The sequence below is a fragment of the Stenotrophomonas sp. YJH_SMC_79 genome (genome assembly GCF_059367995.1).
On record NZ_JCAFRK010000006.1, the window covers coordinates 304,078 to 327,141 of the forward strand.

Sequence of the window (23,064 nt, forward strand, 5' to 3'; positions counted from 1 at the left end):
GCGTCTGCGCGCGTATGGCAGGCGCGCGGATTACTGCTCTTTCAAGCGCAGCGAATCGGCCACATCGGTCGTGGCCGCCACCTCGGTGGCGATGCTGGCGCGGCGGTGCCCCGGGTCATTGCGATCGCCCTGCACGATGAAGATGCTCTCGGCGGCATGGCTGCTTTGGGTCGGCTGGCTGAGCAGCACGTGATCCACCCGCGAGAGATTGTTCTGCTTGGCCAGCACCAACAGGCTGGCGCTGATGCGCTGGCTGGCAGCATCGAACGGGCGGCCATGCGCGGCGTCCAGTTCGGCCACTTTCTGGATCAGCTGCGAGAACAGGCGATGGTCCGGGTGCGAGGGGTCCAACAGCGTGCCGGCCACTTCAATCGGCGTCGGCGGCGGCTCATCGCTGGCGCGGTCGCCCTGGCGATGATGTTCGGCCTCGCGCTCGGGCATCGCATGGTGGGCTTCTGCATTCAGATCGCTACCAGGGAACGGCGCGGCAATACACTGGATTTCCGGCAGGTTGAACAACACCGCGAACTCGCCCAGGTTGCTGCCGCCATCCAGCGGCGCCGGCAGCGGATGCAGGCCGGCATAGTGCAGCGCGGCCCATACGAAATCACTGCAGCGGTTGATGGTGGCCGGGCGATCCACATCGAACTCGAACTCGGCCGGTTCCTCGGCGAAATCACGCAGGCAGCCGTAGTGCTCCTCGGTAATTTCCAGGGTGCGGCTGTAATACGGGTCCAGATGCTCATCGGCATCGTCGTGGCGCACCTGCGCGTACTCCACGCCGGTGCGGGTTTCGCCCGGCACCTGGCGCGGTGGCGCGAAGCCGTAGCTGTGGGCCTCGTCGCCCGCGGCCACCTGCAGGTACATGTGGCCGCGCGGCGAGATGCCCCCACTTTTCAGCGGGGTGCCGGGTGCGGCCAGGTACAGCGTTGCGGTGTAGCGTGTTGCCTGCTCCATGCCTGTTCAGCCTTGATGGGTGCTGCGGTCCTGGCCGGATGATGGCATAGGTGGGATGGGAGGCAGGTGGAGAGGCCCAAGCTGCGGGATCGGCTTTCTGAATGTGTGAACCAGCGTGCATTCCGGCAGCGTAAGGCCGAGGATGTGAAGTGCGGCGGAAGGGAGTCGTATATTCTTCAGAAACAGAGCAATGGAATTGCCGATGAACACATCTTTGCAAGTCCGCGTGCCGCAATCTGAGCATGATGAGCCCCCCAACGGGATAGCGGGCAGAATGCGCTCTGTCGTGTGTGGTCAGGAGGATCTTTGTGGGTACAAACCTTGGCCACAGACGCGACACCTACTCCACCTCCTTGCAACGGTTTCGGCCGGAGTTCGTGTATGGGCGCATGTCGTGATTCCTGGCACTGCGCAGCTACAGCGCCTGTAGGCGGAAACTAGCAGCGCGCAGGCGCGCCAAATTCATCACCAGCACCAATCAGTACCAATCCCAGGAAAAGACGATGCCCATTGAATTCAGGCCCGACTCCAACTCTGCATTCGATGCACCCAGCGCGGTGAGAATTTCTTACCCGCGGGTTCTACCTGCCACGCTGTCCGATGGACGCGAAGTCACTGAGTATCAATACACTTTCCGTCGTGACGGTGAGCGGGTAGCGTCGCTTGGCATCTTTGGAACAGAAACGCTTGCGATTGACGAGAACGGCCGTGAGCGAATTTACACGTTGGACCTTAGTACCAGTGAAGTACTGAAATCGATCATCGATTTCAAAGAGGAAATAGGAAATCCCGATGAAGCTTCTGCATTCATCCGCGCCGTCGCGCAGGGACTGGTTAATGTATTTTCCAATCAACCCAGCATTTTTGAGAGCATTCGCTACATCGCAGTCGCTCGGATTAATTCATTGCTTCAACTTGGCATCGCAATGCCAGCGGACAGAATTCAGCTACAGAACGAAGAAGTAGTTCTAGGCAGCTTGTTTGTTCCGCAGAAGCAGGCTGAGGCAGGGTGATATGCCCCAGTTCTCATTTGAAAATTTCGCACTGACGACCCTGACGCCTGCCACAGATGCGGCCAGTGGGGCACTGCTTACCGACCAGCAGAAGGCAGAGGTGGTCAGCTACCTGAAATCCCCAGGCTCCGGGCCCGACGGAGTAACGAGCTACGAAGAGTTCGTCAACTCAAAGCTGCGCACCTTCCCCGCTGAACTTCCGCCCGGCGTTGACTATGTAGCGTTCTCGGGTACTGACAGCTTCGACAAGGGAAACTATTTCAATGCAACGGACTACGGTAAGAATTTACAGGGAAGGACAGGTATCATCGGGGATACCCCGTGGGGAAAGTACATTGAAGAGATTGTAGACAAACCTGAAGCCCATCCGGACTTTCACACGGTTGCCGACAAGTTCCAGGCATTCATGGATGCTCGGGGCTTCAAGCCGATGGGCAACGGTGTTGGCGCGCTCCAGGACATGATGTGGAACGCTGGCAGCCCCAAGTTTTTCGAGAACGCCATCGCCACAGGCAAGCCCTTGGTTGCATTTGTCGAGAATGCCAAGCTCGAGCGTGGCTTCCACAAATTTGAGCTAGCCACCGCCCTCGACCACCCCACCGTCCGCATCAACGGCTACCCCATAAGCGCCTTCGGGCCCGAGCCGCTGGCCTTCGCAAGCCAGTCCGCCGCCGAGTACCAGGCGCTTGAGCGCAGCCTCGCGCAGCATGCCATCACCAACAGCGCGCACCCCGTCGACGTCGCGCAGGTGCGCCTGCATCTCAAGCCCATCGATGGCTATGACGCTGTCAGCAAGACGCTCTTCGAACGACCCCTGCACGACTACAGCGCGTTGAACCTGAGCGAGATGTCGATCACCCGCGCGAACTGGGTCGCCGCGCATGCCAGCCTGGGCACAGGACCGCGCCTGTTCGCTGACCTGCCCGAACCACCATCGCACGCGCCCCTGCAGCCGGGCGCTCCCCGCGGCCCTCCGCATGCGGCAACCATTGCCGAGACAGTGGCCGACGTTGCACCGCATGGCGTACATGCCGGAATCAATCCCGCTATCAAGGTTGCCGGCGTTGCAGGCGTCGCCCTGCTTGCGCACGACTTCGCCACCTCTGGGCACAAGTGGATTGAGCTGAACTCGCAGGGCAATGCCGCAGGCGCAGATTCCACCGCTGCCCACTTCGTCGGCCGCAACGTCGGCGGTGCAGTGGGGGGCTTTCTTGGCGGCGCCGGTGTCGGCCTCGCTTCGGGCTCGTGGACGGGCCCTGGCGCCATTGCAACCGGTATCGGTGGGGGCGTCCTCGGTGCATACCTTGGCGAACGCTGGGCCGAGCAGAAGGACATCGAACGCATCTACTCGCAGGTTGACCCGATGGGGCGCACCTGGACGCGCGACCCCGCTGATCCCAATGGGCGCTGGCTGCGAGCCGGCGAACAGCAGCAGGTCCAGAGCACCGATCTGGGCACCGGCGTCGAAGTCCACCCGGTGCAGACGGCACAGGGTGACGACGTCACCTTCCGCACCAGCTACGTCGCCACCGGCACATTGGAGCGCCAGTTGAACTGGCAGGCGGCTCGGGCCTCGTATGAGTTGGGCCTGTCGAACCCGCCACCACCACAGAATCCCTACCGGCTGAATGCCAATGGCTTGGCCCAGCCGGCACGAGGCGCCTTCGAGACCGATCGCGCCTTTGTACGCGATGCCAGCTCGGGGAAATGGGAACTTGAAATCAAGGAAATGGTGGATGGTCGAGTGCCCAACAGCCGCCACCTGCCAGTCTCGGCGGAGCAGGCGCAGGCGCTGGATGAACAGTCGCGCGCAGTCATTGCCCAGAACGCGTCAAACACCAAAGCCGCGATGGCTGCGCGCTACATGGTTGCTCACGAGCAAGGACGTTGGAGCGACTTCGGCGACGCGAACAATCCATCCATTCCCCGTGCCGTTCAGGACGCGCAAGCCAGCGCCGACACGTTGAAGGCGAGTGATGGCAATGCCTATACAAGGCAGGCGGACGGCCAATGGGTCAGCAAGGGTGTGATCTTTAACAGCGCCGCCAACCGGAACCTGAGCGACGAACTGGAGATCACCTGGCAAAGCCAGAATGACGGTATCGCCGGGCTGCACGACATCGCCAGGCAGCTCAAGGACACCGCACAGGTTGCACACGAAGGTATTCGCGGCCAGGTGGATGCGCTCTACGCGCGCCATGGCATCGAGCGCACCGAACAGCAGCTTGCAGCTACAGCCGTCGCTGTGGAGCAGACGCTGAATCTGCAGGGCAGAACGGGCGACGTGGTTCTGGAACTGATGCCGGACCCACGTACCCACGCGCCCAGCGCAGATAGCGCCATCGCCACGTTCGGTGATGCGGGCGGCAATCGGATGACGCTCACCGGCACCACCACCGTTGAAGACATTGCGCGTGCTCAATCGCAGCTTCGGCCCGAAGCGCTACTGGCTGCACAAGGCGTTACGCCTGCAGATCAGGCAACGACGCCCGACGTACCCGAGCTACGCATTGCTGCGTTGACTGCAAAGGAGCGGGACGCACACCGGCAAGCCCTGCAGGAGGCCAATCGCCAAGGCAGTGCGGCGGTGGATGCACAGCAGGCAGCGTCTGCGGCCGTGCTGGAGGCGCGAGGGGTGCAGGTTGACCCGGTTGAGGCACTGAAGGTCGACAGTGACCTGCAGCCAGGTGCGGCAACCAACGCCGCCGTTGAGTCCGCTCGCCAGCCCGCTCCGTCGCCCGCTCCTGTCATCGCGGCGCCCTCGGCGTCGATTGCTGAGCCAGAGCGCAGGCGTCCCTCGCGTGAGAGTGAGCAGCCAGTGGAAAGTCGCCCTGAACGACAAGCCGATTCGGCGCAGCGTGCAGAGGATGCCGCCCGGCAGGACGTTCGGAAGGAGGAGCCAGCACCGACCGCACCAGCAGTGGGCCCACAAAGTGCCTCGCAGCATGAACCGACTGTAGAGCCAGCACGTGAGGAGCGGAATGCCTCGGTCGTAAGTACTGCGGCCAGTGCAGGCTCAACCCAGCCAGTTCACATGCAGGAGCATAAGGCCGAGGATCCCGCGCACCAGGGCAGTGCTGAGCCGCAGAAGCTTGCGGACGCACTGCCGGCGCAGCCCGCCGTCGCTACAGCTCAGGACAAAGCAGAGAAGCAACCTTCTGAGAGCGAGCAGGCGCCAATGACCGCTCAGGAAGTCCCGTTGGATCTCCCAGCCCCGCCACCATCGGCCCGGGACGATCCAGGGCTGGAACCAGCAGGCCCCAGAACGGCTGACGTTAGCGGAGACGCCACCCGTCAGGCAGCGCTTCCCTCTTCCCCTTCAGATGAGGAGCGCGACCTCCCTGAGCATGTAGCGCCGCCGTCGGCCACGACGGCGGAAAGCAATCCAATGCAGCCCGGCCATCCCGATCACCCGCTCTATCAGCAGATCCGCGAGGGGGTGGAAGAGCTTGACGCCAAGCACGGCCGGAGCTTCGATGCGGCAAGCGAGAGAATGACCGCCAGCCTGCTGGTTCTGGCCAAGGACAATGATCTGTCCCACGTTGATCATGTACTCGTAAGCAACGCCACTGCAACGCATCCTGCCGGCCATACCCTCTTCGTGGTTCAGGGCGAGGCGAACGATCCTGCCCATCTGCGCGCTTCCATGCCAACGGCAGAAGCCGCGCAGACGCCTGTGGAGGATTCACTGCTGCAGTTCGATTCGGTCAGCAGGGAGGCACAGCAGCGCGCACTGGCCAATCAGCAGGAGCAGCAACTGCAGGACGAGCGAGCGCAGCAGGACATCCAGGTGCGGGCAGCAAGCGCGTGTTAATGGGTACTACGGTCCTGGCTGGCTGATGGCATAGGTGGGATGCGGGCAGGTGGAGGAATAGAGGCGACCGATCGCGGCTTGCTGAATATGTGAGCCAGCATGCAGCAATGACCCCGCGGTGGCTGCGGTCCCGGCTGCGACTGGAGCTTGCCATTCCACCGTTCTATAGTCGTTTCGATCATGCAAGGGAATCGCCCATGAGCAGAGCACCGGCTTGCCGGCTTGCCTCCTTCGCCCTGGTGGCAGTGCTGAGCACCACCGCCTGCGCGAAGGCCCCATCCACGGAAAAGGACCCGAACGGAACCCCCATGTCCGAAAGCACAACCAGCCCACGTACGGTGGGCGGACAGACCTACACGACGCACCCGGTAGAGGCTCGGCTTGGCCCGCACCGCTTCATGTTCCCGGCCAACCTCTACTACAACCAGACGGGCCCCTTGGCCGATGGGGGCGTCATGCTCACTGTGTTCTGGCCTGATTTCGATGCAGCGCCTCCTGGTGATCGCCCGGTGCGCAGCACGCAGGACAGCCGGCGGCAGGTACTGGTCGAGCTTAGGTACATCGATCGCGTTCCCATCCAGAACTATCTGGCACGTCGGTCCAGCAGTGAGGCCACCAGCGCGCCGGGGTCGCTGGAGCGAAGAGACCCGGTAGAGAATCTTGCGCTACGCGTTGCACAACCCGAGCGATGGGGCCTGACGCCCTATTCGATCGACCCATCGTTGATGGAAGCCTATGCAAAGGAGTCAGAGGCTGCGCTGGGCAGGCCTTACGTGCACAACCCGGGGATGGAGCCAGACTGGTATGTGGCCCGCTCGGCGGAGGGGCAACTGACAACGTTCATCAGCTGCGACCCGGCAGATCGCATTCCTGACGGACTTGTAGCTCAGGGAAAGACACTTGAACGCGTCGGAGAAGGCCAGATCGCAATGTGCCGCCATTCCATCGTGGATGTGGGCGACAGCATCGCCATCGAGATGAACTATGCACGCGTAATGCTGAGCGACTGGCAGCGTCTGGAAACCAGCGTGCGTGATCTTCTGAGCCGCTATCGCGTTCAGCCGTAAACCGCATCTCAAGGATGAATCATGAGCGGACTTACCGATAAGGACATTCGTGTCCTGTCCTCCTACGCGAAGGAGGGAAATCGCGAGCTGTATTGGAACTATCTCGCGCAACTTCCCGACAATGATGGCTACGGCCTGCTGGCGTTGGGTGTTGTGCGCAACGACAGCCTCCCCGGCCGGGTGGCCAACAGCTTTGCAACCGCCGTTGCCGAGCAACAGGCCACGCTGTTCGGCAACGAGAAGAACGTCGCGTTCACCGAACGCAGGCAAGAGACCTTCGGCCAGGATCTGATCAGGAACGACCTGGCGGAGCGCAGAAGTTGGATGGAGGCCGGCAGGCCCGATCTGGCACTCAACCTGCCCTACACCAGCACGCTCAAATCCCACGATGTTTCGTTCGAAAAGAACGACCTCAATGTGAACTGCTGGACGCCACGCTTGCTGCTGGTGTCCACGGAGCACAAACGCGGCGAGCAGGCAGCCGAAAAGGTCTGGCAGAACATGCTCGACAACAGCGCTGCCGGCGCATTCCGTGCTGGCAAGACGGCCGTCAGCGTGCACCTGGATATGCCGCAGCCCGCTGGGCATTTCTACTTCGTTGAGCTGAGCAAGTTCGAGGGCGCAGCGCTCCTGCAGCGCGACGCCGTAGATCCGAACGTGATTGGTACCAAGTTCGACTATCACAGCTACGACGCCAAAGACGGCAGCTGGAACCGCACAGTGGGCGTTCCCCCGCTCGATAGAACAACCAAAGAGACCGATCCCGCCGAGATTTCCGCGTTGAACGAGACCCGCGAGGTTCGCCTGGAACGCGAGGTCAAGGCGAAGCAGTTTCATCCTGAAGATCCCTACAGAGAGATCGCCAAGAGCCCGCGCGTGGTGTCTACGCAGGAGCCCGAGCCTCTCTTTACGGAAGGACGCCGAATCGCGGCGATAGAGCCAGGCAGCCCGGACTATGCCCTCCATCAGCAGATTCGCCAGGGCGTCGCTACACTGGACGAGAAGCACGGCCGCCCCTTCGACGCGACCAGTGAGAACCTCGCCGCCAGCCTGACAGTGAGGGCACGCGAGCAGGGTCTGGAACAGGTGGACCATGTGGTGCTGAGCAACGCCACAGCCAATCAGGCGGCGGGTCACACCATCTTTGTTGTACAAGGCGACCTATCTGACCCTGCGCACCTGCGTGCAGGAATGCCCACTGCCGTGGCTGCACAAACGCCGGTGGCTGAGTCGCTGCAGCAACTGGCTGTGGTTGGCGATCAGCGCGAGCTCGCCCGTCAAAATGAACAGCAGGCGCTGGATGCACGTACGCAGGAACAGCAGAGCCACGCCATGCGCATGGGCTGAGCGCCCCAGGTTGAGGCGGCCTCCCTCGGCGCCAGAGATCTCAGTCCCTGAGACCTTCCCAGGTCATCCTCCCCTGCTTCGGGAGGATGACCGTGACCAAGATCGACCCCGCATGGCTGGAAGCCTTCGACAAGGAGCTGCTCCACCTGTTCGCCATCGACCATGGCGACGCCGGCATGGATGAGTACCTGCTGCGCTGCTACGCAGACCTTCCACCACGCGAGGCCGCGCTTGCCTTCGGCAGCGACTACGACCTGGAGCGCGACGACGCGCTGTGGCCACGGCCGGGCATGGCGCTGCAAAGTTAAGCTGTGTCGCAATCGGCACGCTGTGCGTATCAGCCCGATGGACTATGTGTCGCTTTTGGGATCCCGAACGGCTGAAAACCGTGCTTTTTGATGCGCATTCGGGCGGTAACTTAACACCGGCCGAAACCACTGCACCGCAAGGGTTCTGCCACGCGCGCGCCATGCAACAATGCCGTAAGCGTCAGCATTTGCGGCCTTTGCGGCCTACGAATTCTTGGCATCTCGCAGTCATGCGAGTACACCTTGGCATGCCACCTCACACAGGGTGGCGCGGGCGTCGAAAACCCGGTCATTAGCCAATGTGTTTGCGCTTGTCAGCCGGCGCCACCTCTGCGTGGCGCCGGCTGGCAATCCGTTCGCGGTCCATGGCGGGCGGTGCGTGGGGGTCTTCGGACCCGCCGGATTGGCTATTGACCGGTTTTCGAGCCACGCACCGTCCGCCACTTTTATCAGTGGCGCTGCTATCTGTCCTGTACGGAGCATTGCCATGAACACATCGGACTTCCGTTCCCTGCACGCGCAGTACGATCCGGACAACGCCGAACCCGAGCGCGAACCGTCTGCCGACCCCAACGCCTTCGTCGCCACGCTGCACCGCATCGGAACCGGTGCGGCTGCGGATGGCCAGCCTTGGCCGGAGCGGCATCAACTGCCCGGGCGGTGTCTCCAGCTGGCGGATGCGGATTGCGCGCTGGCGGGGCTGCGCGTGGTGGCGGAACTGATGCTGGCTGCGGAGCGGACTCGGCAGAATGGCGCGCCCGAGGAGTACCTGGGCGATCGGGTGATGGAAGGGTTGAAGATGGCATGTGTGGCGTTGGCTGCGCAGGTGGCTGAGCGGTTGCAGGTGCGGGAGTAGCGCCCAAGGCTTGAGCCTTAAGCAATGGGCTGCAGGCTATCGTCGCGGCCCCATTATCCGTTCGCCTCTGATCTGCAGGACTTCCAATGAAGTCTCTGACGTACGCAGTACTGTGCTTAGCAGCGCTGATTGGTTCAGCGCTCGCCCACTTCCACTTGCCAAAAGGCGATTTGGAGCTGAAGACTTACCCCAAGGTCTCGGCTACCGAATTTGCTGTCATGCGCGAGGAAGCCCTAAGCCTAGCGGCTGAAGATGCAACGCTCGGTGCCGGACGCTTTGAAGCAAGGTACTTCGAGCTCACTTGCCGAGGTGAGCCCGCTCTGCTGGTGGACAACTCCTCATCACAGTTGCTCATCCTAGGCTTCATAGGCCGAGCCAATGAGGCGCCTTGCGTTCAACCTCTACTCCAGCGCTGGAGTAGCCGACTACTTCCCGCCGACTAAGGCTTTGCAGCTGGACTTCACATACGAGGCGTACCGACGGGCCTGAACAGCGTGCGGTTTGCGCTGACACGCGACGCCCTTCCGTTCCAAGCCATTAGCGGCTCATTGCGTCGTTTACGGCATACTTTCCCCAGGACGCCACTTGCGGTCGCGGACAGGGGAAGGCTGTGAGTAGGTGGACTGAAGACGAACTGGCTGCTGCCGTTGAGGCGTATCGCCAAATGGAGGCCCGTCTTGCCAATGGATCAGCCCTTGAGAAGGCAAGGGTCTATCGGGAACTGGCGGCCCGCCACGGACGCACGTCCAAAGCCTGGGAGTACCGAATGCAGAACATCTCCCATGTTCTAGATCAGGCAGGTAAGCCCTGGCTACCCGGGCTTCTTCCAGCATCGAACGTGGGCGCAAAGGTTGAGCCGAAACTTGCCAAGCTCCTCGGGCTTTCCGGTGAGGCGCTCACGTCGGTCTCTGGTCCTACAAGGAGACTGTTGGAGCAGGAGGCCAAAGCGGCGGAGGTATCTGGAAGTTTCTCCCCAGCGGACGAGGTGGACGAGCGGCAACGTGTGCTGGCAGCTATCGTTCGGCGCCGCGGGCAGCCCGCCTTCCGTAAGGCACTGCTGGACGCATACGGTGGCCGCTGTGCTATGACGGGATGCAATGTGGTCGATGCGCTTGAGGCGGCCCACATCCGCCCCTATTCCGGCCAGTCGAGTAGCGTGGTCAGCAACGGCCTGCTGTTGCGCGCAGACGTTCATACCCTTTTTGACCTCTACCTTATCGCCGTAGACCCGATGTCCTTGCGAGTGTCTCTGGCGCCTGCATTGCATCAGTCAAGCTATAGCGACCTTGTCGGCAAGGAACTGGCGTCCCCAGCATCGGCTACGCTTTCGGCCAGTCCTGATTCGCTAGCCTGGCACCGGTCGCAGTGTGCCTGGGCGTAGGGCTTCCCCGCCTGCTTGTCTCAGCTCCTGAGACAACAGACGGAGATCCTTTGCATCCTGATTCCACTTGCCTCACTTGACGTATAGATCAATAATTGGGGCGTCTCGAATACGGAAGCCGGGCGTGATCACCCTCCAAGAACTAGGCTGTCAGGTAGCCGCTAGGCGTAAGCAGCTGGGCTTGAAGCAGATTGACGTAGCAAAGACCAGCGGCGTGACTGCTGAACTACTTTCGCGATTCGAAAGGGGTCACCTTTCTGAGCTCGGCAGCAGAAAGCTGATTGCGGTGTTGTCGGCTTTGGGTATGGAAATCTCACTCAGCACGACGCCATCCTTCATTTCGGAAGAGGGATGATCGCGTCCAAATTTATGTGGACCATTGGTCCAACCAAGCAAAATTCACTGGAGTATTGGAATGAGATCGGTTGAGCTTTTCGCAGGAGCCGGTGGTTTGGCCATGGGATGCGAAATTGCCGGTTTCGAGCACTTGGCCGTGGTCGAGTGGGACAAATGGGCGTGTGACACGGTCCGCGAAAATCAGCGACGCGACTACCCTCTTGTTCGGGGCTGGACCCTTCACGAAGGCGATGTCCGCTCGTTCGACTGGTCTTCCATCCCGCAGGACATTGAGCTTCTGGCTGGAGGACCACCCTGCCAGCCATTCTCCATCGGCGGCAAACACAAGGCGCATGAAGACGGACGGGATATGTTCCCGGCGACTGTCGAGATCATCAGGCAACTGCGACCGAAGGCCTTCATTGTTGAGAACGTGAAGGGGCTGACTCGCGCCAAGTTCGCGAACTACTTCCATTACATTCAACTGCAGTTGGAGTTCCCGGATGTCCCTCCCCGCAAGGATGAGGACTGGTCAGATCACCTCGCGCGCCTTCAGGTCGAGAAGACATCGGGCAAGCGGAAGGGCAAGGGTCATACCTACAACGTCATCCCTACGCTGGTGAATGCTGCGAATTTCGGCGTTCCACAGAAGCGTGAGCGTGTGTTCTTGGTGGGCTTCAGAGACGATCTCGGCGTGGAATGGTCGTTCCCGCATGAAACCCATAGCTACGATGCTCTCCTGCATGACCAATGGGTGACCGGAATCTACTGGAAGCGTCACGGTATACGTCAGCCCAAGATGCCCGCAAAGCTGGCGGCTCGGGTCGCTAAGTTGCAGCAGTTCCGTACGATGCTGCCGACGCAGGCATGGCGGACGGTTCGAGACGCATTGCAAGGGCTTCCAGATCCAGAGGGTCGCGAAGCGAAGAAGTTTGCGAACCACATCTATCAGGCAGGCGCACGCTCCTATCCTGGGCATACTGGTAGCCCTCTCGATCTTCCCGCAAAGACGCTCAAGGCCGGCGGCCATGGCGTACCTGGCGGAGAGAACATGCTGGTGAAGGATGACGGCTCGGTTCGCTACTTCACCATTCGGGAGAGCGCTCGAATTCAAACGTTCCCCGATGGATTCCAGTTCCACGGCAGCTGGTCGGAAACCATGCGACAGCTTGGGAATGCAGTACCCGTATTGCTGGGACAACGGGTGGCGGCAAGTGTTGCGGAGCAGCTCGCGATTGCGGGACTGTCGCAAATCGCCAAGAATGAAGCAAACACCAAAAGAAAGCGCGCATGACTGCCAAAGTAATTCCGTTCAATCCACTGGATAAGAAGAACCTTGGCGCGAGCGTTGCCGAGGCATTGCTGACTAAGGAAGTGCACCCCCTCGGCGAGCTATCGCCGTTCGATGGCGCGGGTATTTATGCCATCTACTACACGGGCGACTTCAAGGCTTACGAACAGATTACTCGGCTCAACAACGACGGCAAGTTCATGTTACCCATCTATGTGGGGAAGGCTGTTCCCGCCGGCGCTCGCATGGGGGCAGGCACCGATGTGCCACCTGGCAAGGTCCTCTTTAAAAGGCTTAAGGAGCACGCGGACAGCATCAAGGCCGCAACGAACCTGAGCATCGGGGACTTCTTCTGCCGATTCCTCGTTGTCGATGACATCTGGATTCCGCTCGGCGAGTCGCTCATCATCTCCCGTTTCACGCCTGTGTGGAATTCGCTGATTGACGGATTCGGGAATCACAACCCTGGGAAGGGGCGCCATGCAGGCATGAGACCTCGTTGGGATGTACTCCACCCTGGACGCGAGTGGGCCCAGCGTCTAGCAGAGCGGCCTGAATCACAACTTAGAGTTGCCGAAGACGCCGCGACCTATCTCCGCGTACTGCCAGCGTGCCTTTCGGACAAGTTCATTGAAGCGGAAGGCGAGTAAGAAAGACGCTACGTCAATAAATTGACATGTCGCAATTGACTTGGCATCAGAGTTAACCTTTGGTCTCCGATGCTACGTCCAATTGCATGCAGTACTTCCAAGACCTCGAATTCGACCTACCAGCAGCCCTTTTAAAGGAGCTGGTTGAGCTATTTGCACGAATGAGCGCGGCACCGCTCAGCCCAGAGTACGTAACCGCCCTTGCCGACGGACAGGGCGTGTATCAGCTCTATCACCGAAAAAAGCTCGTCTATGTTGGGAAGACAGACAACGAAGCCGGACTGCGCAAGCGACTTCTTAGACACTGCGAGAAAATTATTTCTCGATTGAATCTGGATCCAAGAGACGTTTCTTTCAAGGCCGTGAGGATCTATGTCTTCACCGCAATGGACTTGGAGGGATCCTTAATTAGGCACTATCGGACTGAGCAAGGCGCGCTCGCCTGGAATAATAGTGGATTCGGCTCAAATGACCCCGGAAGAAAACGCGATCACTCTAAACTTAAGAATGATCACTTCGATTATTGCCACCCGATCAATTTGGACTTTAGGGTGTCCGTTGGCTCGCAACACTATATGGCAGCAGCTGCCATACTGACGGAGCTCAAGGAAAATTTGCCATACACAATCAGATTTGAGACAACATCTCCGGGTTCAAAACGGCCGCATGCAGACCTCTCCGATGCTGTCGTCGAACTTCATCGCGGATCGCAGACCGTTAGATCCATACTAAAATCCATCTCCCGCGCACTCGGCCCTGATTGGCAAATAACGGCTCTTCCCGGGTACGTAATTGTCTATAAAGAAAACGAGCACTACGACCACGGGTTTGTTATTTAGAAAGATCCATCCTCAACAGAAGATGCCCTTTAAGTAGACCCTACATTTTAACCGAACAACAATGACCTACCCGCCTTTCCTCAGGCCATGCGTTTAATGTGGCGGCATAGGCCGCAACTTGGGTCGTCGTCCTCAGCGCCTGATGAGGGCGCTGCTGGCTGAAGAAGGTGATCCAGCCAACGATCAACCTCGTAGCGCGCACCCGCTTTCGAAACCATGCAGGTGTACGCATTGCTCCTTCAGCGCCCGGATCACGCGCTCCACCACGCCGTTCTGCTGCGGGCAGTGTAGCGTGATGAACTCCTGCTTCAGGCAATAGCTGTATACCAGTCGCGCGTAGTCGCGGCATGCAGGCGCTGCGCCTGAGCTTCCAGGGCTGCGCGACCGGTGAACTCCAAGCCATTGTCGGATCGCAGCTCGTTGAGCCGATCTAGTAGATGATTGAGGCCGAACCATCGTTCGGTTACCGCACTGTGGCTGCGTTGCTTGGCAAGAACAAGAACACTGTACAGCGGATCTTCCAACTCAGGGGCTAGCAGGTACGCGAGAGTCCGTTCGGCCAGCGCCCGCTAAGCGAAGCTTTCCCGCGCCGAGGCTCTGGATCAGCGTTGGGTTACCGACCTGTCCCGCGTATGGGGCGGAAAGGATGAACGAACCATCCGACCACAGAAGGAGCAGTGCGTGCCCCCATCGATTCGAAAGCCAAACCCATTCGCCGCGAACGACCGATAACTGAATCCCTTTCCACGATCAACAGCATTCACATCTAGCAGCTGACAATGCTGCGCCGCCAATGCAGGCCATACAACCCAACCAACCCGCCTGCAATCAACTATAATTTTTCGCCAGGAATCAGATACGCCTTATCAGGAATACTAAAAAAATCGATTGCCGCCGCCAAAAGACTTTTACATTGAACTAGAAGAAGCCCCTAAGTCGACGCTTAGCCATTAACTTATCAAACCCATCCAAATGGGAAATAACTTCGTCAACAAGCTTTTCCTCGCCTTGCCGAGTAATCTCCTTTGCAATTTTCACAGAAGTATGGGCAACGGCCCCACGCTTCTTCCCGAGCTCAGTCATCTTATCCAGGAAGAGACTAGAGACCGTGATGAAACACTCCATCTTGAAGCCCAGATGAGAAAACATCTTAATTATGTTTTCTTGCTTGATCCCATTATTGGAGCTAGCCGCTTGCCTAGCATCTCGGCAAGCCCTGGTGGCCCATCTATGGATTGGCTGGCTGTCGTGCCCTCCTTTTAACTCCATCTCCAGATCCTCCACCAGCCGAATACATATGGCTTCAAGGTAGGCCTCAATCTCTGCGTGAACTAGCAATCTAAAGGCCCTCATCCTGTCTTGTTCAATCTGCGTGTAGCTAGCAACAGGACTGAGCGGCGGCAGAAAGTTACCCTTCAGCACGCGAACTCTTTCAAGTAACTCTTGATAATAAGTGGATGACACAGCCCCGCCCCGTTATGGCACCAGTGAAGTCCGCTTAACTTCTCGACCGAGCACTTCTTCCAACGACTGCCCCCAAACTCGCAATCGAGTAAATACAGCCGACTTCGACTTGGTCGTAGACTCCAATGCACTTTTGAAATCAGCATTTTCAACACACAATTGAATGAATGCGGACCTCACATCCCCCTGCAGCTCATTTGAAATAATTGATTCACGAACGTCTTCATCGGCAAAATAAAACGTCATCACGTCAAAAACAGCACGATTGAATCTTCTCTCTGCGCCTTCGGCATTCCATTTAACGAAAGAGTCGCGACCAAAGATTTCTCGTACAAACTTGATTGCATTTTCACACTCTTTGGCGGAAGACATTACGCTCCCAGACACTTTACCCCAGTTCTCGTTCATCGCCTTGACCGTTCCATCAAGAAATGACTTTAGATCACCCCTGTAATCAGCAAGGAAATACCTAAATCCCATGAACCTGATAAGAAGCTCCACATCTCGCATTCTAAAATCAGGCAGGCCCTTGTTTCCAAAAAGAGCGATCAGCTCGTCGCTCTGCTCAGAATAGTCAAAAGCAAAGTCAATAAATGGCCCTGGGTGCAGAACATGACGCAACTCCTGGGGTGACAGCGGAACACTTCCCGAATTCAGACGATGGAAAATAAGATATAAAATCTTCTCATCACGCCAACCCTTAATAATCGTTGTCCTGATGGCTGAATTTTCAAATGACGCAACATCATCCCGGCGCGCCACATCGCCCTGCATATCTGCCCAACTCATTCCATTCAGGTCGCTTCGAATTTCCAATCCGCTCAGCTTTAGGCCATTAGTACCTTTAGATGCAAAGTTCTGCAAAGCAAGCAGCCTCTGCTTTCCATCAATCACTACATAGCGACCACGGACACCCGCAAGTTCAGCAAGGACCAGCTGAGGCACAGGTAAACCAAGCATCAACGATTCAATGAACTTGCTTTTCCGGTGCGAATCCCAGGCCTCTCGTCGTTGGAATCTGGGATTAAGAAGGATATTCTCCTTCTGCAATTGGCTAAGCACTGTTTCGGCCGTCCAATCAGAGTCGGTGACACTAACCCCCTCAAGGAGTTGAGCAGCAGTGAAGTTCGAATCCTCTTCACTCTCGACGTCCGCAACCGCCTCGTCGTAGAAGTCAGGCAGCATTTCCACCTCCGCAATATAAAAGTTCCAATTATGGGCAGAAAAAAGGCGACCTAAAGTCGCCTCTTTTCACATCTTTCGGCTCACATCAAACCCCAACAGGATTAGCCTTCTCCGGATCAATCTTGTACTGCTTGATCGCCCGGGCCACATCCTTCGCGGTCATCTTCCCTTCCTTCGCCAGCGCCGCAATCGCGGCATGCGCGATGTAGTAGCGATCCACCTCAAAGAACCGGCGCAGGTTCGCACGCGTATCCGAACGACCAAACCCATCCGTACCCAGCACGGTGTACGACATCGGCACGAACGCACGGATCTGGTCCGCATACGCACGCACGTAGTCGGTGGCGGCAATCGCCGGGCCCTGGCGACCTTCCAGCAGCTCGGTCACGTAGGCCTTGCGCTGCTCACCTTCCGGATGCAGGCGGTTGGCACGCTCCACGTCGAAACCATCGCGACGCAGTTCGTTGAAGCTCGGGCAGCTCCAGATATCGGCGGTCACGCCGAAGTCCTTGTCCAGCAGCTCGGCCGCGGCAATGGCTTCGCGCAGGATGGTGCCCGAACCCAGCAGCTGCACGCGCAGCTCGCCCTTCTTCGGCTTGCCGGCGTCGGTCAGCAGGTACATGCCCTTGACGATGCCTTCGGCCGCGCCTTCCGGCATTTCCGGGTGGGTGTAGTTTTCGTTCATCAGGGTGACGTAGTAATACTCGTCAATCTGATCTTCCATCATGCGCTTGGTGCCGTGCTGCAGAACCACCGTCACTTCGAAGCCGAAGGTCGGGTCGTAGCTGCGCACGTTCGGGATGCCACCGGCCACCAGATGGCTGAAGCCATCTTCGTGCTGCAGGCCTTCACCGTTCAGCGTGGTGCGGCCGGCGGTGCCACCCAGCAGGAAGCCACGGGTACGCATGTCCGCTGCCTGCCAGGCGATGTCGCCCACGCGCTGGAAGCCGAACATCGAGTAGTAGATGTAGAACGGCAGCATCGGCACGTTGCTGACCGAGTAGCTGGTACCGGCGGCCATCCACGAGCTGATCGCACCCGGCTCGCTGATGCCCTGCTGCAGCACCTGGCCGCTCTGGTCTTCGCGGTAGAACATCAGCTGGTCGGCATCGACCGGCTTGTACTTCTGGCCGAACGGCGCATAGATGCCGATCTGGCGGAACAGGCCTTCCATACCGAAGGTACGGGCTTCGTCGGCCACGATCGGCACGATGTGCGGGCCCAGTTCCTTGTCGCGCAGGGTGATGTTCAGGCTCTGCACGAACGCCATGGTGGTGGAGTAGCTGCGCTCGCCGCTGCTCTTCAGCAGGCGCTCGTAGGCTTCCAGCTTCGGCGCCACGAAGGTCTTGTCGGCCTTGCGGCGGCGCTGCGGCAGGTAACCGCCCAGCGCAGCACGGCGTTCCTGCAGGTACTGCACTTCCGGCGAATCCGGGCCCGGGTGGTAGAACGGCACCTGGCCGTCGGCCAGCTGCGCGTCGGTCACCGGAATGTTGAAGCGGTCGCGGAAGTGGCGCACCGCTTCGTCGTCCAGCTTCTTGGTCTGGTGGGTCGGGTTCAGTGCCTCACCGGCGCTGCCCATGCCGTAACCCTTCACGGTCTTGGCCAGGATGACGGTCGGCATGCCCTTGGTGTTCACGGCCTGGTGGTAGGCGGCGTACACCTTGTGCGGGTCGTGGCCACCACGGTTCAGGCGCCAGATGTCGTCGTCGCTCAGGCCGGCCACCATCGCTGCGGTTTCCGGGTACTTGCCGAAGAAATGCTCGCGGGTGTACGCGCCGCCGAAGGCCTTGCAGTTCTGGTATTCGCCGTCGACGGTTTCCATCATCAGCTTCTTCAGGACGCCGTCGCTGTCCTTGGCCAGCAGGGCATCCCAGTAACCGCCCCACAGCAGCTTGATCACGTTCCAGCCGCCGCCACGGAACACGCCTTCCAGTTCCTGGATGATCTTGCCGTTGCCGCGCACCGGGCCGTCCAGGCGCTGCAGGTTGCAGTTCACCACGAAGATCAGGTTGTCCAGGCCTTCACGGCCGGCCAGGGCGATGGCACCCAGGGTTTCCGGCTCGTCGCTCTCGCCGTCGCCGATGAAGCACCACACCTTGCGGTCGGACTTCTCGATCAGGCCACGGTTTTCCAGGTAGCGCATGAACTGCGCCTGGTAGATGGCGGCCAGCGGGCCCAGGCCCATCGACACGGTCGGGGTCTGCCAGTATTCCGGCATCAGCCACGGGTGCGGGTAGGAGGACAGGCCACCGCCGTCCACTTCCATGCGGAACTTGTCCAGCTGCTCTTCGCTGATGCGGCCTTCCAGGAAGGAACGCGCGTAGATGCCCGGGGCGCTGTGGCCCTGGATGAACAGCAGGTCGCCCGGGTGGTTTTCGCTCGGGGCGCGCCAGAAGTGGTTGAAGCCCACGTCGTACAGGGTGGCGCCGGAGGCGAACGAGGCGATGTGGCCGCCCAGGTCACCCGGCTTGCGGTTGGCGCGCACCACGGTGGCCATCGCGTTCCAGCGGATGATCGAACGGATGCGCCATTCCAGCTCGGCATTGCCCGGGCTCTTGGCCTCGAGCTGCGGCTCGATGGTGTTGACGTACTCGGTGGTGGGAGAGAACGGCAGGTAGGCGCCCGAACGACGGGTCAGTTCCACCATGCCTTCCAGCAGCTGATGCGCGCGCTCGGAGCCCTCGACATCAATAACGGCCTTCAACGACTCGATCCACTCCTGGGTTTCCACAGGATTCGGGTCGTTGTTCAGCACCTCGTTCAACCAGTTCATTAGCGCTCCCATAACCGCACGCACGCGCGCGACTGTTGTATAGATTTCTAGACCGCAAAGTGTAGCGCACCAAGGGCTTTCGTCACTTGGCTACGCAGGCGTATGGATGCAACCGGCCAGTGTCCGCAAGGGGCTTGCCGGGCCCGCTGAAGGCCCTGCGGCGGGCCTTGGTGGCTGCGCGGGCTGTCGCTTGCGGGCCGCTGCGCCCATGTGCAGGACGCAGTGTTACCGCTGCCGATGACGGTTGTAGGGCAACTCCGGCGCCGCTATGGGGGCGGTTCGGGCAGCGGTACTGAACCGGCGACAACGTGTCGCACCTGCCTCTGGATCGGTGCCGGCAGCGGGTCCAGCGTGGGCCGCGAGTGATGGGCCTGTCGGCCCTGCTCCCTTCCACAGTACCGCCGGGGCGCCCTGCAAAGGGCGCCCCTTTTGCTGTGGGCCCGCGGCCGGCCGTGGCCCAAAACTGACCCGCTTGTGGCCGGATCGGTGATTGTCGTCTTCGATATATCGATATATCGTTTGCACACTCGTTTACCGATATATCGAAATGAGCCGTACCGCTTCTCCCAGAGCCCGTTCCACCCATCCCGAAGTTCCGCGCCGCAACGGCCAGCCGCGCGTGCTGAGCCGCGGCGACCTGCGCCTGCTGGTGCTGGCCCTGATCGGCGAGCAACCGCGCCATGGCTACGAGCTGATGCAGCTGATCAGCAACCAGTTCATGCAGGCCTATACGCCCAGCGCCGGCACCATGTACCCGCTGCTGGCCAGCTTCGAGCAGGCCGGCTGGATCGAGGCCGAGGAAGTGGACGGCAAGCGGATCTTCCGCATCACCGCCGCCGGCGAGTTCGAGCTGAAGGTGCAGCGCACCCAGGTGCGCCTGGCGCAGCGGCGTGCCTTCGACCGTGCCCGCGAGATCACCAAGGCCTCGCTGCCGCCGCCGCTGGCCGGTGCCCTGCGCGAGTTCAAGCGGGCGCTGGTGCACCACCACGGCCGCTGGGCCGAGGGCGAAGCGGAAGAAGTGGCGGCGCTGCTGACACGGGCATCTGCGCTGCTCAACGGTACGGCCGGTAGCGAGAGCCCACCCATTTCAACGACCCAGCCAGACTGACTCCAGCCAGGTCCCCCCTACGCCGCGCAGCACTGCGCGACACCTTTGCAGGTAACCCCATGACCGAACACAACAACACGCGCCTGCGCCTGGATGTGCGCTTCCGTGAACTGACCGTGCTGCGCACCGAAGAAGTCACCCCGCACATGCGCCGCGTGGTGCTGGGTGGCGACGATCTGGCCGGTTTCGATTCGCCCGGCGCCGACGACCACATCAAGCTGTTCTTCCCCAACGCCAGCGGCGAGATGGTGCTGCCGGTGCTGACCGCCGAAGGCCGCAGCTATCCGGCCGGAAAGGAGCCCTCGCCGGCCCGCGACTACACCCCGCGCTGGTGGGACCACGAAACCGGCGAGCTGGCCATCGACTTCGTGCTGCACGACCAGGGCATTGCCGGGCCGTGGGCCGAACAGGCCAAGGCCGGCGACACGCTGGTGATCGGCGGCCCGCGCGGCTCGTTCGTGGTGGCCGACAGCTTTGATGCCTATGTGCTGATCGGCGATGAAACCGCGCTGCCGGCCATCGCCCGCTGGCTGGACGTGCTGCCGGACGGTGCCGAGGTGCAGGCCTTCATCGAAGTGAGCGATGAAGCCGAACGCCAGGACCTGCCGCAGTACGAGAACGTGCGTATCCACTGGCTGGAGCGCAATGGCTTCCCGGCGGCCAGCAGCACGCTGCTGGAAGACATGTTGACCGACTTCGAGGCACCGGACGGCGATGCCTTCTACTGGATCGCCACCGAATCGCGCCGCGCACGGATGATGCGCAAGTTCATCGAAGGCCACCTGGGCGTGCCGCGCGACTGGATCCGCTCGACCGGCTACTGGAAGGCCCACCCGGACGAAACCGACGGCGATTGATCCAAAGACGGTGGGTGCGGACCATTGGTCCGCACGCCCTGCAACAGGTAGTGCCGGCCGCTGGCCGGCAACCTCATGAACCTTCGACAGGAACCTGCAACTGCCGGCCAGCGGCCGGCACTACACCCTGCCGCGTCCACCCGAACCGCTGCGCGGCCCAGATCTCCAGCGCCACCAGCAGCGCGATGACCAGCAGCGGCAGCAGCAGCCCGAAGTACACGCCGGGCATCATGCCGTTGATCTGCGCCTTCACCAGCCGCAGCACACCACGGGTGTGCAGCAGCTCATCCACATGCATGGTCAGCGCCTCACGTACCACCTTGGGCTCCAGCCCGACCGTGCCGGCCTTGTCCACCAGCGTGTCTTCCACCATGCCGCGCAGCAGGCCTTCGCGCACCTTGCCGATCACCCAGCCGGTGCCGCGCGCCAACGGGCCGTTGCCAAGACGATCCAGGCCGGGCAACGGATGTTCGCTCAGATAGGCAGAGGCAATGGTGTCGGCGACGTCGCCCACCGTGCCCTGACTGCGCAACGCCTCGCGCATGCGCGGGTCGTCCAGCGAATCGGTGAAACCTTCGCTCCAGCCTTCCACCAGGGTCTGCAGGTGCGGCTGGAAATGATCGAGCTGCTTGAACAGCGCGCGATGTGCACCAGCAGTGAAGCCCAGCTGCAGGCCGAAGAAGGCGGTGGCCAACGGCAGCAGCACCACGTAGCTGGCCAGCAGCCAGTGATGCCAGCGCTTGCGCCGCTGCAGCCAGCCGCGGCGGTGCAGCCAGCGCCAGCTGAGGATGCCCAGCACCAGGCCAAGCAACGTGCCGAGCACGCTGCCGCCCAGCAGATCGAGCACGCTCAGGCCCGACCAGAATTCGTTCAACCAGTACTGCGCGTCCTGCATGGGTCTTCCTTCCGTGGGTGATAAGGCGGGCCATTGTAGAGCCGAGCCCACGCTCGGCTGCTCTTCGTTCCGCCATCGGAGAACCCTCGCGCTGCGCGCGATGAGCCGAGCATGGGCTCGGCTCTACAGGGATTTCGACACCCGGTTCAACGCTTTACCCGGCAAGCAATGCGACAATCGCGCTCCTTTCCTGCAGCAACGAGGCCCACATGGCCAAACTGACCCTGGCCAGCGTGGATGCGCTGCGTACCCGCTTTGCCGATGACGCCGCCTGCGATGCGGCCTTGGCCGCCTTCGCCGACACCGCTGCACTGCGCACGCCACTGCGTGAGCTGGTGGAGGCACAGCACCGCTACCTGCAGGCCGAGTTCGAAGTGGCGCAGGTGGCCGATGTGCTGCGCCGCGACCAGAAGTACGCGCCGGTGGGCCGGCCTTCGATCAACATCGTGCAGTTGCGCAAGCAGCAGGCCGCGACCAAGCAGGCGGCGCTGATCGCACGCCAGGTGGTGGCGCAGGCCGCGCAGACCTTCGTGCGCGTAAGCGGGATGACGGTGAAGGCCAAGCAGAGCCCGAGCGAAGCGTGCGTGGCATGGTTGGGCGCGCTGCGCTGAGCGATCGTACTCGGTAGTGGCCAACCTTGGTTGGCCTGCGGACTACCCGTGTGCCAACCAAGGTTGGCATCTACCAAGGCACTCTCCGGCCCCGCATGAACCGGTAGTGGCCAACCTTGGTTGGCCTGCGGAGTGCCCGTGTGCCAACCAAGGTTGGCATCCACCAAAGCACTCTCCGGCCCCGCATGAACCGGTAGTGGCCAACCTTGGTTGGCCTGCGGAATTCCCGTGTGCCAACCAAGGTTGGCATCTACCAAAGCACTCTCCGGCCCCGCATGAACCGGTAGTGGCCAACCTTGGTTGGCCTGCGGA

General features: G+C 60.7%; 20 protein-coding genes. 14 read left to right on the forward strand and 6 right to left on the reverse strand.

Annotation, left to right across the window (positions count from 1 at the left end; all coding sequences use genetic code 11):
• Positions 1–30 precede the first annotated feature (30 nt).
• Positions 31–957 carry an XVIPCD domain-containing protein gene (locus AC5P57_RS20830; protein WP_262235228.1) on the reverse strand — a complete coding sequence of 309 codons (927 nt, stop codon included), beginning with the start codon at positions 955–957 and terminating at the stop codon, positions 31–33.
• Positions 958–1,460: 503 nt separating this feature from the next.
• Here AC5P57_RS20830 and AC5P57_RS20835 point away from each other — a divergent pair.
• The 11 genes from AC5P57_RS20835 to AC5P57_RS20885 all read left to right on the forward strand — a co-directional run bounded on the left by AC5P57_RS20835 (position 1,461) and on the right by AC5P57_RS20885 (position 13,859).
• On the forward strand, positions 1,461–1,970 hold the full coding sequence (locus AC5P57_RS20835) for a hypothetical protein (RefSeq protein WP_099551305.1): 510 nt from the start codon (positions 1,461–1,463) through the stop codon (positions 1,968–1,970).
• Position 1,971: 1 nt separating this feature from the next.
• Positions 1,972–5,784 (forward strand): XVIPCD domain-containing protein, encoded by a 3,813-nt coding sequence (locus AC5P57_RS20840; protein WP_262235227.1) that lies wholly within the window; start codon positions 1,972–1,974, stop codon positions 5,782–5,784.
• Positions 5,785–5,981: 197 nt separating this feature from the next.
• Positions 5,982–6,851 carry a hypothetical protein gene (locus tag AC5P57_RS20845; RefSeq protein ID WP_262235226.1) on the forward strand — a complete coding sequence of 290 codons (870 nt, stop codon included), beginning with the start codon at positions 5,982–5,984 and terminating at the stop codon, positions 6,849–6,851.
• Positions 6,852–6,872: 21 nt separating this feature from the next.
• Complete coding sequence (locus tag AC5P57_RS20850) at positions 6,873–8,198, forward strand: XVIPCD domain-containing protein (RefSeq protein WP_262235225.1); 1,326 nt, start codon at positions 6,873–6,875, stop codon at positions 8,196–8,198.
• Between the two features lie 86 nt (positions 8,199–8,284).
• Positions 8,285–8,506: a hypothetical protein gene (locus AC5P57_RS20855; protein WP_262235224.1), complete on the forward strand. Its 222-nt coding sequence runs from the start codon at positions 8,285–8,287 to the stop codon at positions 8,504–8,506.
• A 487-nt stretch (positions 8,507–8,993) separates the two neighbouring features.
• Positions 8,994–9,362, forward strand: coding sequence for a hypothetical protein (locus tag AC5P57_RS20860; RefSeq protein ID WP_262235223.1), 369 nt, complete (start codon positions 8,994–8,996; stop codon positions 9,360–9,362).
• 766 nt (positions 9,363–10,128) lie between these two features.
• Positions 10,129–10,743, forward strand: coding sequence for an HNH endonuclease (locus AC5P57_RS20865; protein WP_262235222.1), 615 nt, complete (start codon positions 10,129–10,131; stop codon positions 10,741–10,743).
• 124 nt (positions 10,744–10,867) lie between these two features.
• Positions 10,868–11,098: a helix-turn-helix domain-containing protein gene (locus AC5P57_RS20870; RefSeq protein WP_262235221.1), complete on the forward strand. Its 231-nt coding sequence runs from the start codon at positions 10,868–10,870 to the stop codon at positions 11,096–11,098.
• A 60-nt stretch (positions 11,099–11,158) separates the two neighbouring features.
• Positions 11,159–12,373: a DNA cytosine methyltransferase gene (locus tag AC5P57_RS20875; RefSeq protein ID WP_262235220.1), complete on the forward strand. Its 1,215-nt coding sequence runs from the start codon at positions 11,159–11,161 to the stop codon at positions 12,371–12,373.
• A complete protein-coding gene (locus AC5P57_RS20880; RefSeq protein WP_495219771.1) occupies positions 12,370–13,020 on the forward strand; it encodes an Eco29kI family restriction endonuclease in 651 nt (216 codons plus the stop codon). Before AC5P57_RS20875 ends, AC5P57_RS20880 begins: the two co-directional genes overlap by 4 nt.
• A gap of 86 nt (positions 13,021–13,106) precedes the next feature.
• Positions 13,107–13,859 (forward strand): GIY-YIG nuclease family protein, encoded by a 753-nt coding sequence (locus AC5P57_RS20885; protein ID WP_262235218.1) that lies wholly within the window; start codon positions 13,107–13,109, stop codon positions 13,857–13,859.
• 308 nt (positions 13,860–14,167) lie between these two features.
• Here AC5P57_RS20885 and AC5P57_RS20890 read toward each other — a convergent pair whose 3' ends face one another.
• The 4 genes from AC5P57_RS20890 to aceE form a co-directional block, all read right to left on the reverse strand.
• Positions 14,168–14,383, reverse strand: coding sequence for a hypothetical protein (locus AC5P57_RS20890; protein ID WP_262235217.1), 216 nt, complete (start codon positions 14,381–14,383; stop codon positions 14,168–14,170).
• A 394-nt stretch (positions 14,384–14,777) separates the two neighbouring features.
• Entirely contained in the window at positions 14,778–15,281 is a 504-nt protein-coding gene (locus AC5P57_RS20895; protein WP_262235216.1) for a hypothetical protein, read from the reverse strand.
• Between the two features lie 54 nt (positions 15,282–15,335).
• Positions 15,336–16,508, reverse strand: coding sequence for a GmrSD restriction endonuclease domain-containing protein (locus AC5P57_RS20900; RefSeq protein WP_262235215.1), 1,173 nt, complete (start codon positions 16,506–16,508; stop codon positions 15,336–15,338).
• A gap of 85 nt (positions 16,509–16,593) precedes the next feature.
• Positions 16,594–19,281 (reverse strand): pyruvate dehydrogenase (acetyl-transferring), homodimeric type, encoded by a 2,688-nt coding sequence (gene aceE, locus AC5P57_RS20905; RefSeq protein ID WP_262235214.1) that lies wholly within the window; start codon positions 19,279–19,281, stop codon positions 16,594–16,596.
• Positions 19,282–19,828: 547 nt separating this feature from the next.
• Here aceE and AC5P57_RS20910 point away from each other — a divergent pair.
• Positions 19,829–20,389, forward strand: coding sequence for a PadR family transcriptional regulator (locus AC5P57_RS20910; protein WP_043033973.1), 561 nt, complete (start codon positions 19,829–19,831; stop codon positions 20,387–20,389).
• Between the two features lie 59 nt (positions 20,390–20,448).
• Entirely contained in the window at positions 20,449–21,246 is a 798-nt protein-coding gene (locus AC5P57_RS20915) for a siderophore-interacting protein (protein WP_262235213.1), read from the forward strand.
• Between the two features lie 73 nt (positions 21,247–21,319).
• Here the strand turns inward: AC5P57_RS20915 and AC5P57_RS20920 are convergent, their stop codons facing one another.
• Positions 21,320–22,141, reverse strand: a complete 822-nt coding sequence (locus tag AC5P57_RS20920) for a hypothetical protein (protein ID WP_262235212.1) — start codon at positions 22,139–22,141, stop codon at positions 21,320–21,322.
• Between the two features lie 209 nt (positions 22,142–22,350).
• On the opposite strand from AC5P57_RS20920, the gene AC5P57_RS20925 reads away from it, so the two are divergent.
• Complete coding sequence (locus tag AC5P57_RS20925; RefSeq protein ID WP_262235211.1) at positions 22,351–22,752, forward strand: hypothetical protein; 402 nt, start codon at positions 22,351–22,353, stop codon at positions 22,750–22,752.
• The last annotated feature ends 312 nt before the right edge of the window (positions 22,753–23,064 follow it).

What these genes read in the sequence shown, in the direction of transcription:
- AC5P57_RS20830 (WP_262235228.1), bottom strand. Translation starts at nt 957, where the DNA reads ATGGAGCAGGCAACACGCTACACCGCAACGCTGTACCTGGCCGCACCC.
- AC5P57_RS20835 (WP_099551305.1), top strand. Translation starts at nt 1,461, where the DNA reads ATGCCCATTGAATTCAGGCCCGACTCCAACTCTGCATTCGATGCACCC.
- AC5P57_RS20840 (WP_262235227.1), top strand. Translation starts at nt 1,972, where the DNA reads ATGCCCCAGTTCTCATTTGAAAATTTCGCACTGACGACCCTGACGCCT.
- AC5P57_RS20845 (WP_262235226.1), top strand. Translation starts at nt 5,982, where the DNA reads ATGAGCAGAGCACCGGCTTGCCGGCTTGCCTCCTTCGCCCTGGTGGCA.
- AC5P57_RS20850 (WP_262235225.1), top strand. Translation starts at nt 6,873, where the DNA reads ATGAGCGGACTTACCGATAAGGACATTCGTGTCCTGTCCTCCTACGCG.
- AC5P57_RS20855 (WP_262235224.1), top strand. Translation starts at nt 8,285, where the DNA reads ATGACCGTGACCAAGATCGACCCCGCATGGCTGGAAGCCTTCGACAAG.
- AC5P57_RS20860 (WP_262235223.1), top strand. Translation starts at nt 8,994, where the DNA reads ATGAACACATCGGACTTCCGTTCCCTGCACGCGCAGTACGATCCGGAC.
- AC5P57_RS20865 (WP_262235222.1), top strand. Translation starts at nt 10,129, where the DNA reads ATGCAGAACATCTCCCATGTTCTAGATCAGGCAGGTAAGCCCTGGCTA.
- AC5P57_RS20875 (WP_262235220.1), top strand. Translation starts at nt 11,159, where the DNA reads ATGAGATCGGTTGAGCTTTTCGCAGGAGCCGGTGGTTTGGCCATGGGA.
- AC5P57_RS20880 (WP_495219771.1), top strand. Translation starts at nt 12,370, where the DNA reads ATGACTGCCAAAGTAATTCCGTTCAATCCACTGGATAAGAAGAACCTT.
- AC5P57_RS20885 (WP_262235218.1), top strand. Translation starts at nt 13,107, where the DNA reads ATGCAGTACTTCCAAGACCTCGAATTCGACCTACCAGCAGCCCTTTTA.
- AC5P57_RS20900 (WP_262235215.1), bottom strand. Translation starts at nt 16,508, where the DNA reads ATGCTGCCTGACTTCTACGACGAGGCGGTTGCGGACGTCGAGAGTGAA.
- aceE (WP_262235214.1), bottom strand. Translation starts at nt 19,281, where the DNA reads ATGAACTGGTTGAACGAGGTGCTGAACAACGACCCGAATCCTGTGGAA.
- AC5P57_RS20910 (WP_043033973.1), top strand. Translation starts at nt 19,829, where the DNA reads ATGAGCCGTACCGCTTCTCCCAGAGCCCGTTCCACCCATCCCGAAGTT.
- AC5P57_RS20915 (WP_262235213.1), top strand. Translation starts at nt 20,449, where the DNA reads ATGACCGAACACAACAACACGCGCCTGCGCCTGGATGTGCGCTTCCGT.
- AC5P57_RS20920 (WP_262235212.1), bottom strand. Translation starts at nt 22,141, where the DNA reads ATGCAGGACGCGCAGTACTGGTTGAACGAATTCTGGTCGGGCCTGAGC.
- AC5P57_RS20925 (WP_262235211.1), top strand. Translation starts at nt 22,351, where the DNA reads ATGGCCAAACTGACCCTGGCCAGCGTGGATGCGCTGCGTACCCGCTTT.